Raw genomic sequence first — 23,651 nt, forward strand, 5'->3', positions numbered from 1 at the left:
CTGTGTGGTGAGTTAGAAGTCGTCGACGTCACGCCCGCCGCGCGGGGTGACGAGGTACGTTCGGTCGTCGTTGCGCCAGGTTTCGGTCTCGTGGTTGCCGATGATCAGCGAGGTCCCCATCCCCGACACCTTGTCGTCGTGGTCGGCGGCCTCGCCGAGGGTGGTGATGAACTGGCTCTCGCCGTTCCGGCCGGCGTCTTCCCGGCCGGCGTCGTTGACGATTGCCACGGCGGCGTCGTCGGTCCGCTCCTCGCGGACGATCTCGACGGCCTGCTCGTAGTTGCGCCAGCAGTTGTAGAGGACGATCACGAAGCCCGAAATCGCGGCCGCCCGGAGCTTCTCCTCGATCTCGTCCCAGCCGCGCCACTTGTCCGACAGCGAGACCGTACAGAAGTCGTTGCACAGCGGCGCGCCGACGTTCGCCGATCCACCGAGCGCCGCGGTGAGGCCGGGGACGATCTCGATCGGAATGTCGGTCGCGTCGTCCTCTTTCGCCATCGTGAAGACGAGGTCGGACTTGCCGTAGACCGACGGATCGCCGCCGGAGACGTGGGCCACGTCCTTCCCCTCTCGGACGTGGTCGAACGCCGCTCGAGCGAGTTCGATCTGGCGGCCCATCGTCGAGCGGATGATCTCCTGTTCGAAACCGTCGTCTCGGATCGCGATGCCGTCTTCGTCCGTTCGCTCCTCCGGCAGCAGCGTCCCGTCGTCGCGTAGAAACTCCTGGTAGAGGCTCGAGGCGATGACGACCTCCGAGGACTCGATGACCTCCTTGGCCCGCTTGGTCATGTGGTCCGGTAGGCCGGGGCCGATGCCGACGACGTAGAGGGTCCCGTGATCGTCGGGGGTACCGCCGGCCGTCGCATCCGCGGATCCACTCTCGGTCCCGCTCATCGACCGATCGCCACCGTAACCTCGTTTTCGTAGCCGATCTTCTCGAGGACGAGTTCCTGTTCAGCACCGCCGGCGATCGCGCTCGCCTCGGAAACGCCGGGCCAGCCGATCAGCTCCTTCGACTTCGAGGGCGTGGGACCCTCGTGCTCGAGCAGGGTCTCCTTGTCGAAGGCGACCACGCCGAGGTCGAGTTCCTGCGCGGCCTCGAGCAGCCCCTCCTCGTCTTCCTTCCGAGTCGCGGTCCCGACGAACTCCACGTCGTCGAAGTCGTAGTCGGTCCGCTCGAGGGCTTCCTCCCACGCGGTGATGAACGACTCCTTGCTCGCTCCCGAAACGCTGCCGGTGCCGATGACGCAGCCGTCGTCCGTGTTGCGCTTGAGCACCGTTACGTCGTCGCCGACGAGGACGGCCTTCGGGCCCTCGAGTCGGGCAACGGGACCGAGGTTCTCGTCGAGGACGGCGAGATTCGTCTTCACGGTCGAGTCGCCGTTGACGACGTGGGTGTCCATCGCCTTCGCGCGGGACTCGACGCCCTGCTTGCCGGCCGCCTCCGAGGCGGTGGTCATCGCCGGAACCGCGCCCATCGTCGCCAGGTCCTGTGCGACCTGGTTCGCACCGTGGTGGCCGCCCGTGATCGGGATGGCCCACGTTAGCTCCTCGTCGACGACGCAGATCGCGGGGTCCTCCCACTTGTCGTCGAGCAGGTGGGCCGTCTTCCGCATCGCGATCCCGGAGGCCATCAGGCCGATGAAGCAGTCGTACTCGCCCCAGTGCTCCTCGAAGACGTCGCCGTGGTACTCGATGATGTCGATCGCCTCGTAGCGATCGCCGAGCTCGGCTTTGATCTCCTCGGCGGTATCCATCTTCCGGCCGAAGGAGATGATCGCGATCTCCTCTGCGACCTCGCCGTCCGAATCCGCCGTCGAACAGTGGCCGCCGCCGGAATCCGATCCCGAATCGTCCGTCGTGTCTGCGTTCTCAGTTCCTGAACTCATTGTGTAACCTCTATCGTAGCAAACTTCTCTTGTCCACGTACCTCCAGCCCGCTCGGTCCACCGCCCGGGTGGGACTGAAAGGGGCTGGCGCGCTCGGCGAGCGAGGCGACGCAAGCACTGGAACGAACGGAGTGAGTGAAGGGCGTGGCTCGAGAGAGCGAAGCTCTCTCGTCATCACGAAAGGCGCGCAGCGCCTTTCGAACGACAGCGAGTCGCAGCCGTCGAGCGCGCCAAGGGCTTTCGCCGTATTCGCGGTCGCAATTCCAGCGCATCTCAGTCATCACTCGCCTCCGTCTCGCCGGACTCTCCCGACGATCCTCGATTGGCCCAGTCGCCGTAGAGGAACGAGCGCTCGTAGCCCGCGCCGGTCACGGCGTCGCCGATGACGACCAGCGCCGAGGCGCGGTAGCCCGCCTCCTCGACCTTGTCTGCGATCGTCCCGATATCGCCGATGATCACGTCCTCGTCCGGCCACGAGGCGTGGTAGATCACCGCGACCGGCGTCTCCGGGTCGTGGTCGTCCTCGAGCAGGCGGTCCATCGTGTCCCGAACCGCGTGGGTCCCCAGATAGATGCAGGTCGTCACGTCGCCCATCTCGACGAAGTCGGAGATGTGGTCCTCCTCGGACGTCAGGGTCTTCCCCTGCGGCCGGGTGAACGCGACGTGGTTCGAGACCTCGTTGAGCGTCAGCTGCGTCCGCAGCGTCGCGCTGGCCGCGAAGGCCGACGTGACGCCCGGGACGAAGTGGGTGGGGACGCCCTCGTGTTCCAGCGCGTCCATCTGCTCGAGCGCGGCCCCGTAGATGGCGGGATCGCCGCTGTGCAGGCGGACGACGTTGTCGCCGTCCTCGTAGGCGTCTCTCATGAGCGGGATCAGTTCCTCGAGGTCCTTCCCCACGGAGTTCACCAGTTCGGCGTGCGAACAGTACTCGTCGAGCAGTTCGCTGTTGACGAGCGAGCCCGCGTGGACGACGAGGTCGGCCGCCTCGAGCAGTTCCTTTCCGGCGACGGTCAGCAGCCGCGGGTTGCCGGGGCCGGCACCGACGAAGGGAATGCCCTCCTGTTCGTCGCCGGCGCTGTGGTCGAAGATCCGGTCGTCGAGTTCCTCGCGGCGGCGTTCGCCCTGCGAGTCGATCGCGTCCTGCGGGTCGTTCGGTGTGTCATCAGTCATCGGTGTCCTCCGCGGTGTCCGCCACAGTCGCCGCCCTCGCAGCCTTCAGCGTGCTCGATCTCGATCAGCCGACCGCCGTCGGTCACCGGCTCACCATCTGCCGTCGCATCCTCCGATCCCGCCTCGTCGTCGGTCTGAAAGGCCGCCGTCGCCTGCTCGACCTCGAGGTCTTCCTTCTCGGCGTAGGCGAGCGTGTAGTAGTCGCGCTCGTCGATCTCCGCAGGGTCGTCCGTGACGATCGTCTCGCCCTGTTCCATGAACAGCCGGCGACCGTAGGTCACGTCGTAGCCGGCCTCGAGAAGCCCCTCGTGGGTCGCCGGTGCGTCGGTGACTTTGAACAGGATCATCCGATCGGGACCGGTCGGACTCGCCCCGCTGGCAGCCTCCCGCAAGGAGAGTCCCGCGCCGGCCTCGATCTCGACCCCCATCGCGGTCGCGAAGGCCGTGACGGCGCTCACGCCGGGGACGATCTCGAGGTCGACGTCCGGATGAAAAGCGTCGATCGTCCGGCGCAGGTGGCCGAACGTCGAGTAGACGTTGGGATCGCCAAGCGTCACGAAGGCGACATCGCCGTCGCGTGCGTTCGGGGCGATCTCCGCCGCGGCCGCCTTCCACGCCGTTCGCAGCTTCTCCTCGTCTTTCGTCATCGGGAAATCGAGGTCCCCGATCTTCGACTCGTCGACGTGTTTCAGCGCGACCGTCCGCGATAAGCGGCCCGGCGAGTAAACCACGTCGGCGTTCTCGAGGACCTCCTTCCCGCGAACGGTTACGAGATCGGCCTCGCCGGGGCCGAGTCCGACGCCGTACAGCGTCATTGTCGACTCCTCCCGCTACCGTCTGCAGCGACTTTCTTCCCGCCATCGTCGTCCGCGTCTTCGTCCGGCGTCGCGCTCCCGACCAGCATGTACACCGGGTTGTCCGAGTTGAAACTCGTCGCCCCGGCGAGTTCGTAGCCGTGGCTCACCTGAAACTGGACGACCTCCTCGAGCAGGCCGCGCTCGCGGAAGGCCTCGGTCGCCTGTCCGGCGACCTCGAGTCGAGAAACGTTCATCACGACGCGGTCGATCTCGGTCTCGACCGCGTGATCGAGCACCTCCTCGAAGTTGCGGCTTCCGCCGAGAAAGAGCGCGTCGGCGTCGTCGGGCAGCCCCTCGGGCGCTTCCGCGTTGCGCAGTTCGACGTCGGCGCGTACCGACTCCTCGTTCGCGGCGAGGTTCCGCTCCGTCGTCTCGAGTCGCTCGGGTTTCCGCTCGAGTGCGGTCACCCGCCCGGCTCGCTGTGCGGCTTCGATCGTGACGGCCCCCGTACAGGAGCCGACCTCCGCGAAGTGATCGTCCGACTCGAGCGCGAGCTTCGAGCCGACGACGGCGCGTACCTCCGACTTGGTCGGGCCGGCCTTCGCGTCGTGTGGCAGCGCGATGGGTGGCATCATCAGGTGGAACAGAGCCCGCCCCTAAAACAATTTTGTTTGGGGTAGAACAACTACGATTGCCCATGTAGACTTGGAGTAGGACAACGGAGGTTGATAATCGGATCCGACCGTTCGTCTCGGGGATAAACACGGTCGAGAACTGCCGAAGCGAGTGAGAAAAGAGACCGATGAGCATCGTTCGGGCCGACGCACCACGACAGTAACCACTGAAACGGATTCCGTGCTGATCGCACCGCGATCATGCGATCAGGTGTAGAGTGACGGTCTGTGGCTACGACAGCTCGAAGCTACGACAACCGTACCGTCACCACTCCATCCCGCCGTTGATGCCGAGAACCTGCCCGGTCATGTACTCGGCCTGATCGCCGGCGAGGAACCGGATCATGCCGACGATGTCCTCGGTCTTGGCGAATCGGCCGAGCGGAATGTCGTTTCGAATCTTCTCTTGAACCCGTTCGGGCACCTTCTCGAGCATATCCGTCTCCGTGAATCCCGGCGCGACGCAGTTCGCCGTCGAATCGTGACTGGCGAGTTCGAGCGCCAGCGTCCGAGTGAACGCGAAGAGACCACCTTTCGAGGTCGCGTAGTTCGCCTGCCCGTAGTTGCCCTGTTGGCCGACGACGCTCGAGATGTTGATCAGCCGGCCGTGATCGGAGGTTTTGATGTCCTCGTAGAACGCCTTCGTGCAGTTGAACGTCCCGGTGAGGTTGACGTCGATGACGGTCTGCCAGTCCTCGTAGGTCATGTTCTCGAACGTTCGATCGATAGTGATCCCCGCATTGTTGACGAGCACGTCGATCTCACCGATCTCAGCCCGGATCTCCTCGGCCATCCGCTCGACCTGCGCCGGATCGGAGACGTCCGCCTGGACGGGAATTGCCGTCTCGCCGTTTTCCTCGATGGTCTCGGTCACCTCGCGGGCCTTTGCGTCGGACGAGCGGTAGTTGACCGCCACGTCGGCGCCGCACCGGGCGAGTTCGAACGCGATCTCGCGACCGATCCCCCGCGAGGACCCGGTGACGAGACAGGTTCGGTCGGTCAGCGGACGGCGCTCCAGGGGCTCGAGGCGCTGCATCGTTTCGGCCATACGGGACCCTACGTGCCGGTTCGTGTTAATGACCTGACTCTCGTTTCAGAACGTGTGAACGAACGTTCGTTCACACGTCGTCTCGTTGGATCGGGCTCGCCGTCCCGGCTGCCATTCGGAACCGGACCGACCGTCCGGGAGACCGGTAGATCGGACGGCGAAGTGGGGCCCGTATGCGGCACGACAGTGCGAGCACTATAACTAGGATATAACCGAATCCCGTTCGCGGTTGAGTACCGGCGGACGAACTCAGTTTGCGATCGACTCGAGGAATCGATCGAACGCCCCGCTCTCGGGATGGACGTGGACGTACGTGCCCAGCGACTCGTACTCGGTCAATCCGTCGTGGTCGCCGTCGATGCCGTCGCCACGAACCGTCTCGAAGGCGAATCGGGCGTCGCCATCGACGTCGGCGCTCGAGTAGTGGAACTCGTGACCGCGGATCGTCTCGCCAGCGGCCGCCGTCAGCGTCTCCTCGGTGGCCTCGAGTTCGACGTGATCGAGCGCCTGATAGCGGTCGTGCATGGTAACGTCTGCAGGCAGAATGCCGGCCATCTCGCTCCGTTCACCCTCGGCCGTCGTTAGCGACTGGCTCATCGCCATCAGGCCACCGCACTCACCGAGTACCGGCACCCCGTCAGCCGCGAGGTCACCGACCTCCGAGAGGGTGCCCGCCGACTCGAGAGCGTCGGCGTGGAGTTCGGGGTAGCCGCCGGGGAGATAGACAGCATCCGCGTCCGGGACGGCGTCGCCCGCGACCGGCGAGAACGCGACCAGTTCGGCTCGCTCCCGAAACCGCTCTATCGTCGCCGGATACCGGAAGCAAAAGGCGGCGTCACTGGCGACGGCGATCGTAGCGTCGACCGACTCCCCGGATTCGGGCGGCGTTTCGGGAGCGGGCGGCTCGCTCGCGACGGCCGCCAGTCGATCGGCCGCGAGCGATTCGGCGGCCGCCCGCAGCGCGTCCCGGGGCAGCGCGGCCTCCGCGCCCATCTCGAGGCCCAGATGTCGGTCGGGAATCTCGAGGTCGTCGTTCGGCGGGATCCGACCGAAGAACTCGAGGTCGTCGGGCAGCGCGTCGCGGATCCCCTGCTCGTGGCGGCCGCCGTGGGCCCGCTGGGCAACGACGCCCGCGACCTCGATGTTGCGGCCGATCGTCTCGGCGTACTCGCGGAAGCCGAGCGCGGTCGCGGCGACGCTCTCCATACCGGCCTTCGCATCGACCACGAGGACGACAGGAAGACCGAGCGCTTCGGCGACCATCGCGGTGCTGGAGCCGTCGCCGTCGTAGAGCCCCATCACGCCCTCGACGACGCAGATATCGCCCTCGCCGCGCCGGTAATTCCGGCGGAGACCGTCCTCGCCCTCGAGCCAGCTATCGAGCGTGCGGGAGGGACGCCCCGCGATCGCCTCGTGGTGGCTCGGATCGATGAAGTCCGGGCCCGCCTTGGCCGGCTGGACCTCGTGGCCCGCGTCCTCGAGCGCCTGCATAATCGACAGCATTGCGACCGTCTTCCCGACGCCAGAGCTGACGCCGCCGAGGACGAACCCCTTCATCGTCGCCGCTCCGGGACGCGCTCGGTCGTCTTCACGATCCGGTCGTCCGCGATAGCCGTGGCGTCCACGAACATCATTGTCGTTGAGTTAGGACAATTCGACTTGAATGCGTCGGTGGCATCGACGAGCACCGCGGCGTCGCCTCACGTCCTCGAGCCGTCCGAGACGGCTGGACAAGGGATCGTTCGGGCGAAAAGCCGAAACGTAATTGGGAGTCGTTCGCGTTGGGCAGGGACGAATGAGGACGACCGAATCGACGACCCTGATCCCCGCGCTGAAAGAGCGCGCCGGCGTGGTTACCGCCCTCGCCGACGGCTCTCAGACGGTGCTCGTTCGACATCCTACCCTCGACCCCGGAACGATTGACGACCGGTTCGTCCTCTATCCGGCCTACACGCATCAGGAGCCGAGTCGCTACCAGTCCGGATACGAGGAGTACTACCATCGAGCGAGCACCAAACCGGACGACGGCGTGCCGATCCGCGCCGTCGCCGACGTTCGCGAGGAGTACACCGTCTCGAGCGATGACCTCGCCTCCCTCGCACGTCACTACGTCTACACCCCTGACGGCCTGCGCGACAAGTACGGTCCGGACGACGACCTGCGAGTGCTGTTACTTCGTGTGTCGACGCTCGAATCGCCGCGGCTTATCGAGGAACGCGACAGCTATCGGGGCTGTCGCGCCTGGATCGAACTGGCCGACGCGGTCGATATCGATCTCGAGTCGACGACACCCGTACTGGACGACGCGACGTTCGCCGAACGCCGCGCGGCGATTCGAGACGCGCTCGAGTGACCGGTTCACCCCACCGACGAACTTAACCGCTCGAGTCGGTTACGACCGCCCCCTCGAACTATGAGTGGCACAAACGGAACCGACACCGAACGTCACCTTCGCGAGGCGCTCCGACACCTGGGTCAGGCACAGGACGACGATACTCTCAGGAAGACCAACGCCGTCGCGCTCGAGGAAGTGTCGAACACCGTGTCGTCGGTGCTGCGCGAATACGAAGGCGACGAGTAGCGAACGGTCGGGCACTCTGCCCCCGGCTCGCCAATCGTGGCTCCCCAATTACGCCACGCCAGTCGTGATTCTCACCGTGCTCGAGCCGCTCTGACTCTCCACGTGGCGCGCGCTACCGACGCGCTCGAGCAGTGCGAGAGCGCGTCACTCACCCGTGCGAGGGGCGAGTGAGCGAGCCCAGCGAGCGAACGAGTCGGTTGGGGAGGGTAATGGGTGGGGAGATGGGTGGGTGGGACTGAGAGGGGCCGGTGCGATCGGGGACGGCGGGCGACGCAAGGACCGCAGTCGACGGGACGGAGACGAGGACCGCAGCGAGCCCTCCGACTCGAGCGCACCGGGGGCTTTCTGACCAGGAGTCATCCGAGCGTGATCGACAGAATCGAATCGAGGACGGTGAGACCCGACGGCACGGAGTGAACCAGACAGCCCATAGACACCCGACAGCCGACAGATTATACCGGTTGACGGACCGCAAGCACGACCAGATCCGAGAACGGCGTATCCTCTTTCCCGCTCCCGCCGGCGTGTTCTGCCAGCTCCGCGAGCGTGAATCGATGGACCTGCTCGTCGTCGTGGGTCAGCTTCTCGAGCACCAGCGCCTCGAGGTCGGATTTAGCGCCCGCCTCGAGCAGGAACGCGGCGATGTCGCCGGGCATCCGGTCGTAGGGGCGCGGGAGCACGAGCAGGTGCCGTTCGTCTGCCGTCGCCGCGGCGGCGAGGCGGTCCATGTCGGCCGCGAGGTCGCCGCTCTTGTGGAGCGTGACGAACTCCGTGTCCTCCATCGGCGTCCGGGCGCGGCTGGCGGCCATCTGGAGCGACGAGATGCCAGGAATCACGCGCACCGGGCGTTCTGTATCGCGGCGTTCAACGGCGTCCTGGACCTTCCCGACGAACTGGTAGCCCGAGTGGTTCGGGTCGCCCATCGCGACCGCGGTTCCGGACTCGCCGGCGGCGACGCGCTCGCCGAACTCCTCGAGCGCCTCGGCCTCGTCCTTGTAGCCGCAGGTCAGCAAGTCGGCGTCCGTCAGGTCTTCGACGAACTCCACGACGGTCGCGAAGCCGACGACGACGTCGGCCTCGCGGATCGCGCGCTCGCCGCGGGGGGTGAGATACTCCTGATTCCCCGGCCCGACGCCGACGGCGTAGACCGGGTCGTCCGCCCCTTCGTCCATATCTGGCTCCGCCGCTGCAGCCGCGAACGTCGCCGGGTCCGGTCCGCTCTCGAGGTCGTATTCGTCGCTCATTCGTCCTCGGTCGCGTCGCGATTCCGGGCTGTTCGAGCCTCGGCCTCGAGTTCCAACTCGAGGTCGTCGGTCCGAACGTCTTTCGCGACGTGAATCAGTTCGTTCGTCAGGGCCGCCGCCAGTCCGCTGCCGCCGCGGCGGCCGACGTTGGTGATCGCCGGCACAGCATATTCTTCGCTGACTTCGCGGATGCGCTGGCGGCTCTCCTCGGCCTTGACGAAGCCGACGGGCGTCGCGACGATGGCGGCGGGTCGGGTGCCGTCCTCGATGCAGTCCGCCAGCGCGAAGGCGGCCGTCGGCGCGTTGCCGATCGTCGCGATCGCGCCGTCGTAGACGCCCTGCTTGTCGAGCTCGAGCACCGAAGCCGCGGTTCGGGTCATCCCAGTCTCCTCGGCCAGCTCTGCCCCGTTGCCGATCGCTTTCCGCTTCTCGCAGTTGTGTCCGCGACCGGTGATGCCGGCCTTGGACATCGTGATGTCCGTGACGATCGTGGCTTCGTCGAGGACCGCTCGAGCGCCGGCCCGAACCGGCGCGTCCTCGTCGTCGCCGAGCGCGTCGCTGCCAGTGAACTCGATCAGGTGCTGAAACTCGATGTCACCCATCGAATGAACCGACTTCTGCCGAATGCGGTCGGCCAGCGTCTCGTCCGGCACGAACTGCCGGACGATGTCCATGCTCGTCTCCGCGATGTCCATCGCGTTCTGCGTCGTTGCACCCAGATCGGCGTACTCCTTCTCGAACTCTTGTTCAGTCATCGGTGGTCACCCCCACGGCCTCGTTGGTCGTCCGCGCCTCGAGATCGCCTTCCACCTCGAGATTGAGGTCTCGAAGCTGGTCGATCGTCTCGTCGTCGGCGTCCCAGAGGTCCCGCTCGATGGCCTCGAGCAGCGTGTCCGTGATGGACTCGAGCGCCCACGGGTTCACGTCGCGCATCCAGTCCTGTCGATCCTCGTCGAAGGCGAACTTCTCGGCGACCTCCTCCCAGAGGGTGTCGCTGACGACGCCGGTGGTCGCGTCCCAGCCGAGCGTCACGTCGACGGTCGTCGAGAGGTCGCCAGCACCCTTGTAGCCGTGCTCTTCCATGGACTCGAGCCAGTCGGGATTGAGCACGCGCGAGCGCATGGCCTTGCGGACCTTCTCCTCGTTGGTGTAGACGTCGACGTTGTCCGGGTCCGAGGAGTCGCCGACGTAGGAGGCCGGTTCCTCGCCCGAGATTTCGGACACGGCGGAGATGAAGCCGCCGTGGAAGGCGTACCAGTCCGAGGAGTCGAACTCGTCCTGTTCCATCGTGTCCTCGATCTTGACCGTCGCGTCGACGCTCGAGAGGCGGCGCTCGAAGGATTCGTGGGCGTCCGAGACGCGCCCTCTCGAGCCCATCGCGTAGCCGCCCCACTGAACGTACACCTCGGCGAGATCGGAGCGATCGTCCCAGTTGCCCTCGTCGACGGCCTTGTTCGTCCCGGCACCGTAGCCGCCGGGGCGGGTCGTGAAGACGCGGTGTTTCGCGGCCTTGCGGGCGTCCGATTCGTCGAGGCCCTCCTCCGCCTCGAGTTCCGCCTGCTCCTCCTCGACGTGCTTTTTGACGTAGTTTCTCTCGAGGGGTTCGTCGAGATCCACGACGGCGTCGACGGCGTCGTGGATGACGCCCGCAGCCGCCGGGAAGGCGTCGCGGAACAGCCCGGATACCCGGGTCGTCACGTCGACGCGGGGTCGATCGAGTTCCTCGAGCGGGATCGGTTCGACGTCGTCGATCCGTCCGGCGTCGGTCCACTGTGGCTCGACGCCCATCATCGCGAGCACCTGTGCGATGGTCTCACCGCGGGTGCGGACGGTGGGGGTGCCCCAGGCGACCACGCCGATCTCCTCGGGGTACTCGTCGTTTTCGCTGTGGTGGCGCTCGAGCACCCCTTCTGCGACTTCGCTCCCGACCTGCCAGGCGGCCTTCGCCGGTACCTTGCGCGGGTCGAGCGTGTAGAAGTTCCGCGCGGTCGGCAGCAGGTCGACCCCGCCGCGGGTCGGCGCGCCGGAGCCCCCCGGCGGGACGTACTCGCCCGAGAGGGCATCCGCGGTTCTGGGAATCTCGTCCTCGGCCCCCTGCACGCGCGGCTGGGCCTCCTCGCAGATGTAGGCGAGGGCCTCCCGGAGGTCGTTGTGTGCGCCGGATTTCGCGCGCCCGTCGCCGATCGTCTCGAGGTCGACGATCAGGAGGTTGACGTTGACCTCGTCATCGGGACCGGCCTCGCGACCCGAGACCGGGATGTCGAAGTCGTGCTCGGCGAGCGTCTCGATCAGTTCGACGCTGGTCTCGTAGACGATGTCCGCGGCCTCGGCGTAGGTCATCCCGAGATCCTCGGCGTACTCGCCGGGGGAGTCGAGCATCGTTTGATAGTCGACGCCCAGCGCGCCGGCCACGCTCTCGCGAAGGCTCGGTGCGCCAGGGTTCTCGAGTCGCGTCAGGGCGACCAGATACTCGGTCAGGCGTTCGCCCTCCGGCGGCTCGGACATGGTGTGCAGTCCGAGCCGGATCTGGGTCGTCTTCACGTCGGTCAGGTACTCGTGGATCCGTTCGACCAGTTCGTCGATATCGACCTCGTCGCCTTCGACGTCGCCTTCAGCGAGGCTCGAGCCAGCCACATCCGGACCGCGAACGTCGGCCTTCTCGTCGATCGTCCCGGTAATACCGAGTTCGACGGCGAGATCGAGCTCCTCGACTTTCTCGCGCATGAGGTCCGCCAGGTGTTCGCCGTCGTCTGCGCGAGCGTCCTCCATTCCGGCTTCTCGATACTGGTTGGCGAGTTCCTCGAGTTCGGATAGCTCGTCGTAGGTGCCCGCGTTCCGCATGACGGGCGTGAGGTAGTCGACGATAGCGGCGTAGGATCGGCGCTTGGCCTGAGTCCCCTCACCGGGATTGTTGACGATATAGGGGTAGACGTTCGGAATGTCGTCGATCAGCTGGTCAGGTGCGCTCTCGCCGTTCAGGCCGACGGTCTTGCCTGGGAGCCACTCGAGGCTGCCGTGCGTGCCCAGATGGACCACCGCGTCGGTTTCGAACGTATTTCGTAGCCAGCCGTAGAAGGCGTAGTAGTCGTGTGGGGGCTGCAAGTTCGAGTCGTGGTAGACCTTCGATGGATCCATCCCGAACCCGCGCGGGGGCTGGACCGTGACGAGGACGTTGCCGAACTCGACGCCCGGAATCGCGAACGGGCGGTCGGGAACCTCGCCCCATTCCTCGATAATATTCTCCTGGAATCGGTCGTCAGTATCGCTGAACCACTGTTCGTACGTGTCCGAGGAAACGACATCGACCGAGAGGTCCCGGACGTCCTCGGGTGCGACCCAGCGGTCCTCGAGCGTGAGTTGGGCGGTCAACTTCTCGACGAGTGACTGCCCGCTGTCGGGCATCTCGTCGCCGAGGTCGTACCCTCGAGCGTCGAGTTCCTCGAGCAAATTGACCGTCGACTCCGGCGAATCGAGACCGAATGCGGTCCCGATCCCGTCGTCGCTCGGCGGGTAGTTGTGGAGGACCACGGCGACCTGTTTGTCCTCGTTGGGCGTGTGACGAAGCTCGGCCCAGTTCACAGCGAGGCGGGTCGCGTGGTCGATCCGGTCCTCGATCGGGAAGTGGTGTTTCGGCGCGGAGCCGATACCGGCCTCGTCGTCGGTGCGCTCCTTGCCGGAAATCGGGTGTGTGATCACGTTGCCGTCGAACTCCGGCAGCGCCACGGAGAGGGCGAGTTCAAAGCCCATCACGCCCGTGTCGCTGGATTCGTAGCGCGAGCGCGATCGCATCGTCGTGACCGTCTGCAAAACGGGGACGCCCAACCGGTCGAGGAAGACGTCTTCCGCGGAGGTACCTTCGTCGCTGGCACTGCGGCCGCGCTCGTCCATCGAGAGCGAGAACATAAAGGACGACAGCACGGCGTCAACGATCGAATTCCCGTCAGCGTCGATGAGCCAGTTGTCCGTCACCCACTCCGCGTCTTCCTGTTCGTCGGTATCCGTGGCGGGGTTACAGAAAATCGGCAGGGCGTTCGCCCCCTGCTCCTCGAGCGCCCGGACCTGTGAATCCACGTAGCGGGTGTTCTCGTGGGTCCAGTGGGACTCGTAGAACCAGACCGCGACCGTCGGCTTCTCGGGATCGTGCGTCTCGAGCAGGTCCTCGTACTCGATCCCCGGATGGTCGGGGTGGTAGACCCCCTCCGTCGGCAGTTCGGTGGGATCGTCGTACTCGAAATCCTGTCCCTCGTACTCGGCGGCGAGGAACCGACACAGGTTCGCGACGTTGATCGTCCCGCCCTTCTCCAGATAGTCGTAGACGCGGTCTCGGTGGGCTGCCGAAACCGTCGTGTCCTCCACGGCGAAGGCGTCGCCGGTCGCCTTGACGATCAGCGGGACGCCCGCCTCTTCGAGCGCGCCCGTCGCGTAGTCGTAGCCCGGCATGCTGTCCTCGGCCCCGTGCAGCCAGAAGACGGCCGCCGCGGCGTCGCGCAATTCCTCGACGAACTCCTCGACGTCGGCCTCCTCGTCGAGGTCGCTCTCCGACCGGACGACCAGCTCGACCCCCTCGAGGCGCTGTGCGGCCCGGCCGATCGAGCCGAGTTCGTTCTCCGTCGCAGTGTAGATCCCGATCCGTGCCATCGTGTTTTTAAACCTCTGTTGTATTAGCGCAAGTATGGTTGCAAACGCCGGGGGCAAAAAGCTGTCGTCACTCCCCTTTCCGGCGATCGTCGGACAGGACGATCTGAAACGCGTGTTGTTGACCGTCGCGGCCAACGACGGCCTCGACGGGGCCCTGATCGTCGGCGAGAAGGGGACCGCGAAGTCGACCGCCGTTCGAGCGCTCGTGGATCTCCTCCCCGAGCAACGAGCTGTCGCCGACTGTCCGTACGGCTGTTCGCCCGACGACCCCGATCTGCAGTGCGACGAGTGCCGCGAACGCGATTCCGACGACCTGCCGGTCGAGACGCGCCCGGTCCCGCTCGTCACGCTGCCGCTCGGTGCGACTCGAGACCGCGTCGTCGGCACCCTCTCCGTCGAAGACGCGCTGGCCGGCGAGGCGGATTTCGATCCCGGCCTGCTGGCTCGGGCGAACCGCGGCATCCTCTACGTCGACGAGGTCAACCTGCTGGACGACCACCTCGTCGATGTCGTCCTCGACTCGGCCGCGAGCGGGCTCAACACCGTCGAGCGCGACGGCATCAGCGTCTCTCACCCCGCCGACTTCACGCTCATCGGCACGATGAACCCCGAGGAGGGCGACCTACGGCCTCAACTGCGGGATCGATTCGCCCTACAGGCCACCGTCGAGGGCTGTCGCGAGATCGACGACCGCGTCGAGATCATCGACCGCGCGCTCGAGGCGGACGGCGGCGAAACGGATGCTGTGACGGAGTACGCAGACGAAGTCGAAACGCTGCGCGGCGACCTCGCCGCGGCCCGCGATCGCCTCTCGAGCGTCGATCTCCCGCCCGATTTCAAAGCGGAGATCGCCGACCTCTGCCTCGAGGCCGGCGTCGACGGCCACCGCGGCGACGTGGCGACGGCTCGAACCGCCATGACGCTGGCCGCGCTCGAGGGTCGAGAGACCGTCATCGAGCCCGATATCCACGAGGCCGCGACCTACGCGCTCCCACACCGCCTCCGGAGCACGCCCTTCGAGGACGAACCGGAGCTCGACGACCTGCTCGAGGACCGGTTCGACGAGGAGTCGCCGGACGAGGGCAACGAGGAGGGAAACGAATCTGGCAGAAATGACGCGGACGACGGTGATGGAAGTGACGGCGACGATCCGAAATCAGAGCCCGAACCGAGAGACGGAGACGAGCGCGGCGATCGCGAGGCGGGCGGAGACGACGGATCCGGCGATGACGACGGCGGTACGGACGGCGACGGCTCGAGCGACGGCACCGATCCCGAATCCGACGGTGACGACGGCGAGGACTCCGAGCCCGAGCAACGAACGGAGGGCAGTGATGATCCGGCATCGCCGAACCGGTCGTCCGCCGAGACCGGTAACGGGAGTTCGAACGACGACTCGAGCGAGCATGACTCGGAGTCGGACGAGTCACCCGAAGACGATAGCGAAGACGAAACCGCCCAGCCGCTCGTTCCCGGCCAGCAGCGCGCAGGGATCGGCGAGGCGCGGGCACCGGATCTCGAGACGCCGACTGCCGAACGCGACAAGAGCGCGGCCGCGAGCGCCACGGGAACGCGAGCGAGCACGGCACCGAGCGCGGACAACCGGGGCGCTCGAGTCCGTACCGAACGCGCGTCCGGCGACGGACCGATCGACGCCGCCGCGTCGGTCCGGTCGGCCGCGTCCCGCGGGGAGTCGCGGGTCGACGAGCGGGACCTCCGGCGATCCGTCCGCACCGGCGAGACGTCGGTGACGATCGTCTTCGCCGTCGACGCCAGCGCCTCGATGCGGCCGGCGATGCGAACCGCGAAGGGCGTCGTCCTCGAGCTCCTGCGCGACAGTTACGAACACCGCGATCAGGTCTCGTTCGTCGCCTTCGCCGGCGAGGACGCCGACGTCTTGCTCCCGCCGACCGACAGCGTCTCGCTGGCTGCCAGACATCTCAAGGACCTCCCCTCGGGCGATCGGACGCCGCTGCCGGCCGGCCTCGAGACCTCGCGGAAGGTCCTCGAGCGCGCCGACACCGACGCCTCGGTCGTCGTCCTCGTCACCGACGGGCGAGCGAACGTCGCCGACGGGAGTCCGACCGAGGCGACGCGAACCGCGGCTCGAGCGCTCGCGACGGGCGACACTCAAGTGATCGTCGTCGACGCCGGCGACGACTCCCGCGCCGGCCTCTCGGAACTCGTCGCGAGCGAAACCGACGGCGAACTGGTCGACCTCGCCACGTTGTCGGCCGACGCCGTCAGAACGGCCGCCGAGCGTGCGGCCGACGAGACGGGCCGATAGGACGGTTCCCGAGGTAGCACCCTCGAGCGACATCGACGAGAGCGGACCAGTATCCCGTTTTGATCGCCACTCGGAGTGTGACATGCAACCCGGCGTTCTAAGAGCGAGCGGCCCCCAGTCGTTGTATGGCAGAACTCGAACTCGACGACGGGACCATCTGGTACGAGACGACCGGTGACGGACCGCCGCTGGTGTTCGTCCACGGCGGCTGGATGGACGGGACGGCCTGGGAGCCACAGATCGAACACTTCGCCGACGAGTATCGGGTCGTCACGCTCGACGTGCGGGGCCACGGTAACACCGGCGTGACGGAGCCCGATCAGTACTCGATCGGCCTCTTCACCGACGACCTCGAGACGTTGCTCTCGCGACTCGAAATCGAACGGCCGATCCTCTGCGGGCTCTCGCTGGGGTCGATGGTCGTTCAGGAGTATCTGAATCGTCATTCCGACGACACGGCAGGGGCGATTCTGGGCGGGGCAGTACGGTCGATGCCACCCGTAGAAATGCCGTCGGGAGTGAAGTCGTTCTGGTCGCCGATGCCCGCGCTGGCCACGTCGCTGTCGGTCTCGGGGTCAAAAGGGACCTTCCGTTCGATGCTGTATTCGATACAGGCGACGACCGGCGAACGGTGGCTGTCGGTCGACCCCGATACCAGGGCCGACGCGATCGACGCCGTCGGCGATATCCCGTCGGCCGAGTTCCGGAAGATCTTCGACGCGCTCTACCGCTACGATCCGCCCGAGCTATCGGGCATCGAAACGCCGACGCTCGTCGTCCACGGCGAGCAGGAGGCCCCGCTGGTCAAGCGACAGGGGAGACAGATCGCGTCGGCCGTCGCCGACGGCACGCAACTCGAGCTCACGGAGTCGGGCCATCTCGTCAATCAGGACCGGCCCCGAGCGTTCAACGCGGCGGCGACCGACTTTCTCGAGGACCTCCCCGCTGCGTAGGCGATCACTCCCCGTCAGGGATCGATTCGCTGAACCGCTTCGGTGAATCGCGCACAGGGATACCGTCAGTCGCAGTCGACACCGATCGCCGTTCGGGGTCGCCCGTCAACAGTCACGAGAGTCACGGTTGCCACCCCAACGTGATTTGGCGATACCCCGAAGGCAGCGACCGTGGTACGCACTTTCGGCATCGGAAAGTCACTCGAATGACACTCCGACCCGGAACCAGATCAATGAGTAGCCACTGTACGGACACCGACAGCGTCGACTCCGCTCCAGCAACTGAGCACTGGACCAGTATCTCGAAACACGTCTTCAACAGCTACATCGAGGCCAACAACGCCTTCCTCGCGGCGATGGGATTTACGGGCACCGGCGAGGCGTCCGCCACCCAGCCGAACGCGGACACGACGACTTCGACGCCGGCCGTCGAAGTCGCGTTCGGCGACGAGAACTGGCTCATGGAACGGTCGACCGACGACTACGACTCCCTCGGCGTCGGTGACTACGTCCGATTCACGAAACCGATTATGGACGCCGACATCACCGCGTTCGCACAGGTTTCCGGCGACACGAACCGGCTCCACCTCGAGCCCGAGTTCGCCGAAAATACCCAGTTCGGTGGCCGGATCGCCCACGGGACGCTCGTAGCCGGCACGATCAGTGCCGCGCTGGCCCGCCTCCCCGGGGTGACCGTCTACCTCTCGCAGGACCTCGAGTTCGCAGGACCAGTTCGGATCGGCGAGACGGTCACCGCCGAGTGTGAGATCGTCGAAGATCTCGGCGGCGATCGCTACCGGCTGCACACCACGGTCGTCAACGAGGACAACGAGACGGTTATCGACGGCGAAGCCGTCGTCATCATCAACGAACTGCCCGACGAGTGACGCGTCGCTCGAGGTGAGCAGACGAGCAGCGTCGAGGCTGGTCGCCCGTTTCGCAATCGAAACTCCGGCCGACGGAGCGGCCAGAGCGACGTGGCCGGACGAGAGTTGCTGCGGGGTATATCGACGCGGAGACCCGTCGCGAAGAACACAAAGCTGGTACCCTTCGAGTGAGACCGTCGTGACGATGACAGACGATCCACGTGCCGTCGACGGGCGACTCGAGCCGGCACACGGCCGGCGTCGGATACTCCAGGCCGTCGGCACCGCCGCGGTCGCGACCGCCGGACTCGCCGGCTGTCTCGGCCAACGCGGAACGGACGCGATACCCAGAGCAGAAACCGGACTCGAGCAGACCGTTCCCGACGGCGTCGCCCAGTTCAGACACTCGCTCGAGCGGTGGGGGTACTATCCCGACGCCACGGTTCCCGACGAGGTCGAACGGGAGTGGCGGCTCGACCGACTCAATACGGGCTCCCACGGCGCCGCGAAGGCCAGCGCCGTCCCCTTGCCGGACGGCGGTCTCGTCTTCCCCGGCGACACGGGGTATCTCGTCGCCCTCGACGCCGACGGCACCGAGCGCTGGCGTACCGGGACGGACACCGACAGCCGCGGCATCCACGGAACCCCTGCGATCGCCGACGGCCGCGCGTACGTCGGCGCGTACGACGGCGTGCTCTACGCCATCGACCTCGAGACGGGCGACATCGAGTGGCGAAACGACCTCGGCGACGCCATCGGCTCGAGCCCGCTCTATCACGACGGCACCATCGTCATCGCCGTCGAATACTACGATCCCGAGGGAAGCACGTTCGTGGTCGACGCGGCGGACGGATCGGTCGTCTGGGAGGACCCCGAGGGGCGGCCGACGGATCACCCGCACTCGACGCCGGCGATCGATCCCGAGTCCGGCCATCTGGTCTGCGGATCGAACGACGGCAACCTGTACGGGTGGCGCTACCCCGACCTCGAGTTCGCCTGGTCGTTCGAGACCGAGGACCGAGACGACAACAACAGCGAGATCAAGGGACCGATCGCGACCTACGACGGCGGGGCCTACTTCGGCTCGTGGGACCACAACGTCTACCGGGTGAACCTCGAGGACGGCACCGAAGACTGGTCGTTCCAGACGGGGAACCTGGTCATGTCGGGGCCGGCGCTCGATCCCGAACTGGACACGGTCTTCGTCGGGAGCCACGACGGCAACCTGTACGCGCTCGACGCGCAATCGGGCGAGCGACACTGGTCGTTCGAAACCGACCTCGCGATCACGGGCTGTCCGACCGTCTGCGACCAGCGGGTGCTCGTCGGCTCGAAGGACACCACGCTCTACGCGCTCGAGAAACGCACTGGAGATCTCGTCTGGGAGGTCGACAACGACGGCGTGGTCACGAGCACGCCGCGCGTGATCGACGGCGACATCTACTACGCCGAACGCGCGCCGAATCCGCCGGAAGACGGCGAGGACCAGTCCGACGAGGATATCGATACCGACGGCGGCGGCTACAAGCTCGTCGAGGCCGAGTGAGCGATCGACTAGCGACGATAGTTTGCGATCGACCGATTCGACGACTCCGTTCCGACCCGAAGTCAGCCGCGCGCGACTACCACCAGCATTAATACTACCACCACCACAACCAGTGGCCGAGAATGACCGATCGGCCGCCATCCCCATCGACACCGACCGTCGCGTCCGCGATCGCGAATACCGGACCCGAGGATCGCGTTCTCGCGACGACGACCCAGTTGACCGATTCGATCGAGACCGCGCTCGGCTGCCGGCTCGACGAGACGGTTCTCGAGGACCTCCTGCTCGAGTTGGACCGTCACGACTACGTCGAGTGGGTGACGGTGTCTCGCGGCGGCGACCACGTGTGGGACCTCTCGGAGTCGGCCGATCGCATCGGTGACGCCATCGCCACGGTCGTCATCGAACGGATCCGGTCGTGGCTCGACATCGACGAGTAACTCGCGGCAGCCCTCGAGCGGGCGCGGGTCGCACAGTCCGCCTCGCTGCCCACAGTTCAGTACCTGAATCCTCGCAGACCGGTGTGTTTCGAGGATCGTTTTCTCCACGCAACCGACTCGGTACCGCGCCCTCCAGCGCAATTCTAATGGTGACGGTCGGTAGACTGTTACCAGTGGTCAGCTGGAACCGTGCCATCTCCGTCGTCGGTGGGAGAACCATCATCATCGCGCTCGGCGCGCTGTACGTCGTGCTCGCCACGGGGCGGGCGCTCGTCCGAGTCGCTGCGGGGACCCCGATCGAGAGCGTTTTCATCATCACGCTGCTCGTCGCGGGCCCCGGGTTCGTCCTCCTCTATACCGGCTATCGGTTGCCTGCGCTCGATATCCACGCCGAATTTCACGATACGATCGCGGCGTGGTGTCTCGGCGGGTTCGGGGTGATGTTCGGCGTCCTCCTGGTGTACAGTCTTCAGCCGGGCGAAATCGTCGACGACGTGGCGACGATCCTCATCCTGACGGCGCTCGCCAGCGTCGCCGGGCTCGCCGCCGGGATCCGCGACGGGGAGGCCAAAACGCGAACGAGAGAGCTCGAAACCCGCAACCGAGAGCTACAGGTCGCCCAGTCGGAACTCGAGGAAACGGTCCAGCGACTCGAGGACGCCAACACCCAGCTCGCGGAGTCGAACGAACGCCTCGAACACTATCGAACGTACACCGACCACGTGCTGAACGCAATCCACGACGTCTTCTACGTGCTCGAGGCGGATGGGACGCTCCAGCGGTGGAACGAGAGCCTCTGTGAGGTAACGGGCTACTCGGACGCGGCGGTCGCGTCGATGAGCGCCGGGGACTTCTTCGATGACGACGATCGCGAGCGGATCGCGGATTCGATCGCGACGGGATTCGAAACCGGTAGCCTGCAGCTCGAGGCAGCGATTCGCACCAGTGACGGCGCGTCAGTCCCCTACGAGTTCGCCGCCTCGAGACTCGAGACTCCGGACGGCGAACCGGTGCTGGCGGGTATCGGCCGCGATATCTCGAAGCGCAGAGAGCGCGAACGAGAGCTCGAACGGCGAGCCCGGCAGCAACAGGTCGTGGCCGATCTCGGCCAGCTCGCCCTCGAGACCGACGACCTCGACGAGCTCATGCACGACGCGACCCGGCAGGTGGCGACCGTCCTCGATAACGAGTACTGCAAAGTGCTCGACCTCAACGAGGGGACCGACGAACTCCTGCTCCGCCAGGGCGTCGGCTGGACCGACGGCCTCGTCGGCGAGGCGACCGTGTCCGCCGTCGAAGCGGACTCCCAGGCGGCGTACACCCTCGCGAACGATCACCCGATCGTGGTCGAAGACCTCGCGACGGAATCGCGCTTCAGCGGGCCCGAGTTACTGCGGAGTCACGACGTCCGCAGCGGCATCAGTACCATCATCGGTCCGGCCGACGACCCCTGGGGAATCCTCGGCACGCACGACACCGACAGCAAACGGTTCACCGAGGAGGACGTCACCTTCGTCCAGAGCGTCGCCAACGTCCTCGCGGAGGCGATCGAGCGCCGGCAGTATCAGGACGAACTCGAGGCGTTGATCGACGACCTCGAGGAGTCCAACAAACGCTTGGAGCAATTCGCCTACGCGGCCTCACACGACCTGCAGGAACCGCTCCGGATGGTCTCGAGCTACCTCACCCTGATCGAACGGCGGTACGGTGACGAACTCGACGAGGACGGCGAGGAGTTCCTCGCGTACGCCGTCGACGGGGCCGACCGCATGCGCGATATGATCGACGGGCTGCTCGAGTACTCCCGCGTCGAGATGCGGGGCGATCCGTTCGAACCGGTGGATCTCGAGGCCGTCCTCGAGGACGTTCGCAAGAACCTCCAGGTGAAAATCGAGGATCAGGAGACAGAGATTACGACGGAGTCGCTCCCCCGAGTCGAGGGCGACGCGGCCCAGTTGCGCCAGGTCTTTCAGAATCTGGTATCGAACGCGATCGAGTACAGCGGCGAGGAGCCGGCTCGGGTTCACGTCTCCGCCGAACGGAACGGTGCGGAGTGGACGGTGTCCGTCGCGGACAACGGAATCGGTATCGAGCCGGACGACCAGAAGCGCATCTTCGAGGTATTCCACCGACTCCACAGCCGCGAGAAACACGCCGGCACCGGCATCGGCCTCGCGCTCTGCGAACGGATCGTCGAACGCCACGGCGGGGAGATCTGGGTCGACTCCGAACCCGGCGAGGGCTCGACCTTCTCGGTCACCCTGCCGGCGGTCGACGAAGAATGCGACGACCGCACATCGGGCGTTCGATCGGCGTGACGGGCTCGATGGGGAGGACTTATTTGTTCATAGCTATTCACTGCTGATCTTACTGCTCACTGCTCCTGGCCGGACTGAGAGAAAGAGAACGTACGATACAGTCGGAGCTTATGAAAAGAACCTCCTCCTGGGCTAGTCCTGCGGAACTGTCTGGCGACTAGGTACCATCGTTCCACTGAGGACGAGTCCGAAGTTCAGACAGGAGCTTCGTCAGTTGGTGGCTTGTGTCTCGATGGGGATTCTTCAATAGAGGGAACTACGACCACTAATTATGGTGGAGGGTCGTTTCAGTTCCAAATTGAAGCGTTCAGGAACGGATGTCGCGCCTCGAGCACTACTACACATGATCTACGTGGATAACGCCGCGACAACGAAACCCCACGAAGAGGTTACCGCATCTATGCAGCCGTCTCTCGAAAATCACTACCGCAACCCATTGGCGGTCTATGCGACCGCCGAGGGTGAGGCGGTTCGAACTGCCCGAGCGGCCGTCGCTGAGTTCGTCCGATGGCTAGCATCGACTCGATGGAGCCATCGAACGGCGCCATCGCGACCAGGTTAGTCGACTCCTTCAAGAACGTTCTCGAGGAGAACTACGTAGAGGAAGGGAAACGAGTGCGGGTGTATAAGGACATCGCGGCCGAAGACATCGAACCAGCGCTCAATCAGATCGACTGGAACGGAACGGCGGTCGAGGTGGCGGGTCGCCTGGCCTCGAATCTGATCCTCAAGCACGCGCTGCCCACCGCGAACCATCGAACGGCCATCGGGATGTGCCAGCTTTATCTCAGACGAGTGAATCCAGGTTTTCGATGCCAGAGACGGCGACACAGCTCGAGGAGGCCGACGAGCACGATTGGATGGAGTGGGTCAACGACTATATCAACGAGTCAAAGTTGGAAGGCCATTTTTCGGGTAGCTTTTCGGCAAGCCACAGTTCTGATGTGTTCGAAAGGCGTGTAGGAATCGTGGTTAAGACGATACGGGTCTTTCCACTGTTCTCTTGGGGTCGTGTTGTAGCACGAAGTTGGATTCCAACTAACCACAAAACGGATGGGGGCTGCAGGCTCGAGTTCCAGTGTCGAACGAATCGACCATTGAGGCGTGAGGCGGCCGAATGCAGGGGGTCTGAAAACACCCGTTACGATATCCAATTGACATTCATGCGCTTGCTGTATATCTTAATTCGTGTACAGAGAA

19 protein-coding genes are annotated in these 23,651 nt (G+C 65.6%); 9 read left to right on the plus strand and 10 right to left on the minus strand.

Annotated features, from left to right (window positions below; translation table 11 throughout):
* Window positions 1–12 precede the first annotated feature (12 nt).
* The 7 genes from LDH74_RS01810 to LDH74_RS01840 all read right to left on the minus strand — a co-directional run bounded on the left by LDH74_RS01810 (window position 13) and on the right by LDH74_RS01840 (window position 7,135).
* On the minus strand, window positions 13–894 hold the full coding sequence (locus tag LDH74_RS01810) for an SAM-dependent methyltransferase (RefSeq protein WP_226040930.1): 882 nt from the start codon (window positions 892–894) through the stop codon (window positions 13–15).
* A complete protein-coding gene (cbiG, locus tag LDH74_RS01815; protein WP_226040931.1) occupies window positions 891–1,889 on the minus strand; it encodes a cobalt-precorrin 5A hydrolase in 999 nt (332 codons plus the stop codon). The genes LDH74_RS01810 and cbiG overlap by 4 nt, the downstream gene beginning before the upstream one ends.
* Before the next feature lie 273 nt (window positions 1,890–2,162).
* Window positions 2,163–3,059: a cobalt-precorrin-4/precorrin-4 C(11)-methyltransferase gene (locus LDH74_RS01820; protein ID WP_226040932.1), complete on the minus strand. Its 897-nt coding sequence runs from the start codon at window positions 3,057–3,059 to the stop codon at window positions 2,163–2,165.
* The gene (locus LDH74_RS01825; protein WP_226040933.1) at window positions 3,056–3,874 is read right to left on the minus strand and encodes a cobalt-factor II C(20)-methyltransferase; all 819 of its coding nucleotides are present in this window, start codon (window positions 3,872–3,874) and stop codon (window positions 3,056–3,058) included. Before LDH74_RS01825 ends, LDH74_RS01820 begins: the two co-directional genes overlap by 4 nt.
* Window positions 3,871–4,488 carry a precorrin-6Y C5,15-methyltransferase (decarboxylating) subunit CbiT gene (gene cbiT, locus LDH74_RS01830; protein ID WP_226042585.1) on the minus strand — a complete coding sequence of 206 codons (618 nt, stop codon included), beginning with the start codon at window positions 4,486–4,488 and terminating at the stop codon, window positions 3,871–3,873. Before cbiT ends, LDH74_RS01825 begins: the two co-directional genes overlap by 4 nt.
* Before the next feature lie 307 nt (window positions 4,489–4,795).
* A complete protein-coding gene (locus LDH74_RS01835) occupies window positions 4,796–5,578 on the minus strand; it encodes a 3-oxoacyl-ACP reductase family protein (protein WP_226040934.1) in 783 nt (260 codons plus the stop codon).
* Window positions 5,579–5,827: 249 nt separating this feature from the next.
* Window positions 5,828–7,135: a cobyrinic acid a,c-diamide synthase gene (locus tag LDH74_RS01840; RefSeq protein WP_226040935.1), complete on the minus strand. Its 1,308-nt coding sequence runs from the start codon at window positions 7,133–7,135 to the stop codon at window positions 5,828–5,830.
* 238 nt (window positions 7,136–7,373) lie between these two features.
* On the opposite strand from LDH74_RS01840, the gene LDH74_RS01845 reads away from it, so the two are divergent.
* The gene (locus LDH74_RS01845; RefSeq protein WP_226040936.1) at window positions 7,374–7,931 is read left to right on the plus strand and encodes a DUF1802 family protein; all 558 of its coding nucleotides are present in this window, start codon (window positions 7,374–7,376) and stop codon (window positions 7,929–7,931) included.
* 60 nt (window positions 7,932–7,991) lie between these two features.
* A complete protein-coding gene (locus tag LDH74_RS01850; protein ID WP_226040937.1) occupies window positions 7,992–8,159 on the plus strand; it encodes a hypothetical protein in 168 nt (55 codons plus the stop codon).
* 452 nt (window positions 8,160–8,611) lie between these two features.
* On the opposite strand, the gene LDH74_RS01855 is transcribed toward LDH74_RS01850, so the two are convergent.
* Genes LDH74_RS01855 through cobN form a run of 3 tightly spaced genes read right to left on the minus strand, consistent with a single transcriptional unit; the run spans window position 8,612 to window position 14,041 of the window.
* On the minus strand, window positions 8,612–9,403 hold the full coding sequence (locus LDH74_RS01855) for a cobalt-precorrin-7 (C(5))-methyltransferase (protein ID WP_226040938.1): 792 nt from the start codon (window positions 9,401–9,403) through the stop codon (window positions 8,612–8,614).
* Window positions 9,400–10,158 (minus strand): precorrin-8X methylmutase, encoded by a 759-nt coding sequence (locus LDH74_RS01860; RefSeq protein WP_226040939.1) that lies wholly within the window; start codon window positions 10,156–10,158, stop codon window positions 9,400–9,402. The genes LDH74_RS01855 and LDH74_RS01860 overlap by 4 nt, the downstream gene beginning before the upstream one ends.
* Window positions 10,151–14,041 (minus strand): cobaltochelatase subunit CobN, encoded by a 3,891-nt coding sequence (gene cobN, locus LDH74_RS01865; protein ID WP_226040940.1) that lies wholly within the window; start codon window positions 14,039–14,041, stop codon window positions 10,151–10,153. The genes LDH74_RS01860 and cobN overlap by 8 nt, the downstream gene beginning before the upstream one ends.
* A gap of 34 nt (window positions 14,042–14,075) precedes the next feature.
* Here cobN and LDH74_RS01870 point away from each other — a divergent pair, with 34 nt between their 5' ends.
* The 7 genes from LDH74_RS01870 (at window position 14,076) to LDH74_RS01900 (ending at window position 23,414) form a co-directional block, all read left to right on the plus strand.
* Window positions 14,076–16,328, plus strand: coding sequence for a VWA domain-containing protein (locus LDH74_RS01870; protein WP_226040941.1), 2,253 nt, complete (start codon window positions 14,076–14,078; stop codon window positions 16,326–16,328).
* 125 nt (window positions 16,329–16,453) lie between these two features.
* On the plus strand, window positions 16,454–17,281 hold the full coding sequence (locus LDH74_RS01875) for an alpha/beta hydrolase (RefSeq protein ID WP_226040942.1): 828 nt from the start codon (window positions 16,454–16,456) through the stop codon (window positions 17,279–17,281).
* A gap of 233 nt (window positions 17,282–17,514) precedes the next feature.
* On the plus strand, window positions 17,515–18,168 hold the full coding sequence (locus LDH74_RS01880; RefSeq protein WP_226040943.1) for a MaoC family dehydratase: 654 nt from the start codon (window positions 17,515–17,517) through the stop codon (window positions 18,166–18,168).
* 184 nt (window positions 18,169–18,352) lie between these two features.
* Entirely contained in the window at window positions 18,353–19,693 is a 1,341-nt protein-coding gene (locus LDH74_RS01885) for a PQQ-binding-like beta-propeller repeat protein (protein ID WP_226040944.1), read from the plus strand.
* A 122-nt stretch (window positions 19,694–19,815) separates the two neighbouring features.
* Entirely contained in the window at window positions 19,816–20,133 is a 318-nt protein-coding gene (locus LDH74_RS01890) for a hypothetical protein (protein WP_226040945.1), read from the plus strand.
* A gap of 146 nt (window positions 20,134–20,279) precedes the next feature.
* Entirely contained in the window at window positions 20,280–22,451 is a 2,172-nt protein-coding gene (locus LDH74_RS01895) for an ATP-binding protein (RefSeq protein WP_226040946.1), read from the plus strand.
* 507 nt (window positions 22,452–22,958) lie between these two features.
* Window positions 22,959–23,414: a hypothetical protein gene (locus LDH74_RS01900; RefSeq protein ID WP_226040947.1), complete on the plus strand. Its 456-nt coding sequence runs from the start codon at window positions 22,959–22,961 to the stop codon at window positions 23,412–23,414.
* Window positions 23,415–23,651 lie beyond the last annotated feature (237 nt).

Origin of the sequence: Natrinema sp. DC36, assembly GCF_020405225.1 — an archaeon.
In the GTDB taxonomy this organism is placed as follows: domain Archaea; phylum Halobacteriota; class Halobacteria; order Halobacteriales; family Natrialbaceae; genus Natrinema.

What these genes read in the sequence shown, in the direction of transcription:
- LDH74_RS01890 (WP_226040945.1), top strand. Translation starts at nt 19,816, where the DNA reads ATGACCGATCGGCCGCCATCCCCATCGACACCGACCGTCGCGTCCGCG.
- LDH74_RS01900 (WP_226040947.1), top strand. Translation starts at nt 22,959, where the DNA reads ATGGCTAGCATCGACTCGATGGAGCCATCGAACGGCGCCATCGCGACC.
- LDH74_RS01850 (WP_226040937.1), top strand. Translation starts at nt 7,992, where the DNA reads ATGAGTGGCACAAACGGAACCGACACCGAACGTCACCTTCGCGAGGCG.
- LDH74_RS01845 (WP_226040936.1), top strand. Translation starts at nt 7,374, where the DNA reads ATGAGGACGACCGAATCGACGACCCTGATCCCCGCGCTGAAAGAGCGC.
- cbiG (WP_226040931.1), bottom strand. Translation starts at nt 1,889, where the DNA reads ATGAGTTCAGGAACTGAGAACGCAGACACGACGGACGATTCGGGATCG.
- LDH74_RS01820 (WP_226040932.1), bottom strand. Translation starts at nt 3,059, where the DNA reads ATGACTGATGACACACCGAACGACCCGCAGGACGCGATCGACTCGCAG.
- LDH74_RS01870 (WP_226040941.1), top strand. Translation starts at nt 14,076, where the DNA reads ATGGTTGCAAACGCCGGGGGCAAAAAGCTGTCGTCACTCCCCTTTCCG.
- LDH74_RS01885 (WP_226040944.1), top strand. Translation starts at nt 18,353, where the DNA reads ATGACAGACGATCCACGTGCCGTCGACGGGCGACTCGAGCCGGCACAC.
- LDH74_RS01860 (WP_226040939.1), bottom strand. Translation starts at nt 10,158, where the DNA reads ATGACTGAACAAGAGTTCGAGAAGGAGTACGCCGATCTGGGTGCAACG.
- cobN (WP_226040940.1), bottom strand. Translation starts at nt 14,041, where the DNA reads ATGGCACGGATCGGGATCTACACTGCGACGGAGAACGAACTCGGCTCG.
- LDH74_RS01825 (WP_226040933.1), bottom strand. Translation starts at nt 3,874, where the DNA reads ATGACGCTGTACGGCGTCGGACTCGGCCCCGGCGAGGCCGATCTCGTA.
- LDH74_RS01880 (WP_226040943.1), top strand. Translation starts at nt 17,515, where the DNA reads ATGAGTAGCCACTGTACGGACACCGACAGCGTCGACTCCGCTCCAGCA.
- LDH74_RS01835 (WP_226040934.1), bottom strand. Translation starts at nt 5,578, where the DNA reads ATGGCCGAAACGATGCAGCGCCTCGAGCCCCTGGAGCGCCGTCCGCTG.
- LDH74_RS01855 (WP_226040938.1), bottom strand. Translation starts at nt 9,403, where the DNA reads ATGAGCGACGAATACGACCTCGAGAGCGGACCGGACCCGGCGACGTTC.
- LDH74_RS01875 (WP_226040942.1), top strand. Translation starts at nt 16,454, where the DNA reads ATGGCAGAACTCGAACTCGACGACGGGACCATCTGGTACGAGACGACC.
- cbiT (WP_226042585.1), bottom strand. Translation starts at nt 4,488, where the DNA reads ATGCCACCCATCGCGCTGCCACACGACGCGAAGGCCGGCCCGACCAAG.
- LDH74_RS01895 (WP_226040946.1), top strand. Translation starts at nt 20,280, where the DNA reads ATGGTGACGGTCGGTAGACTGTTACCAGTGGTCAGCTGGAACCGTGCC.
- LDH74_RS01840 (WP_226040935.1), bottom strand. Translation starts at nt 7,135, where the DNA reads ATGAAGGGGTTCGTCCTCGGCGGCGTCAGCTCTGGCGTCGGGAAGACG.
- LDH74_RS01810 (WP_226040930.1), bottom strand. Translation starts at nt 894, where the DNA reads ATGAGCGGGACCGAGAGTGGATCCGCGGATGCGACGGCCGGCGGTACC.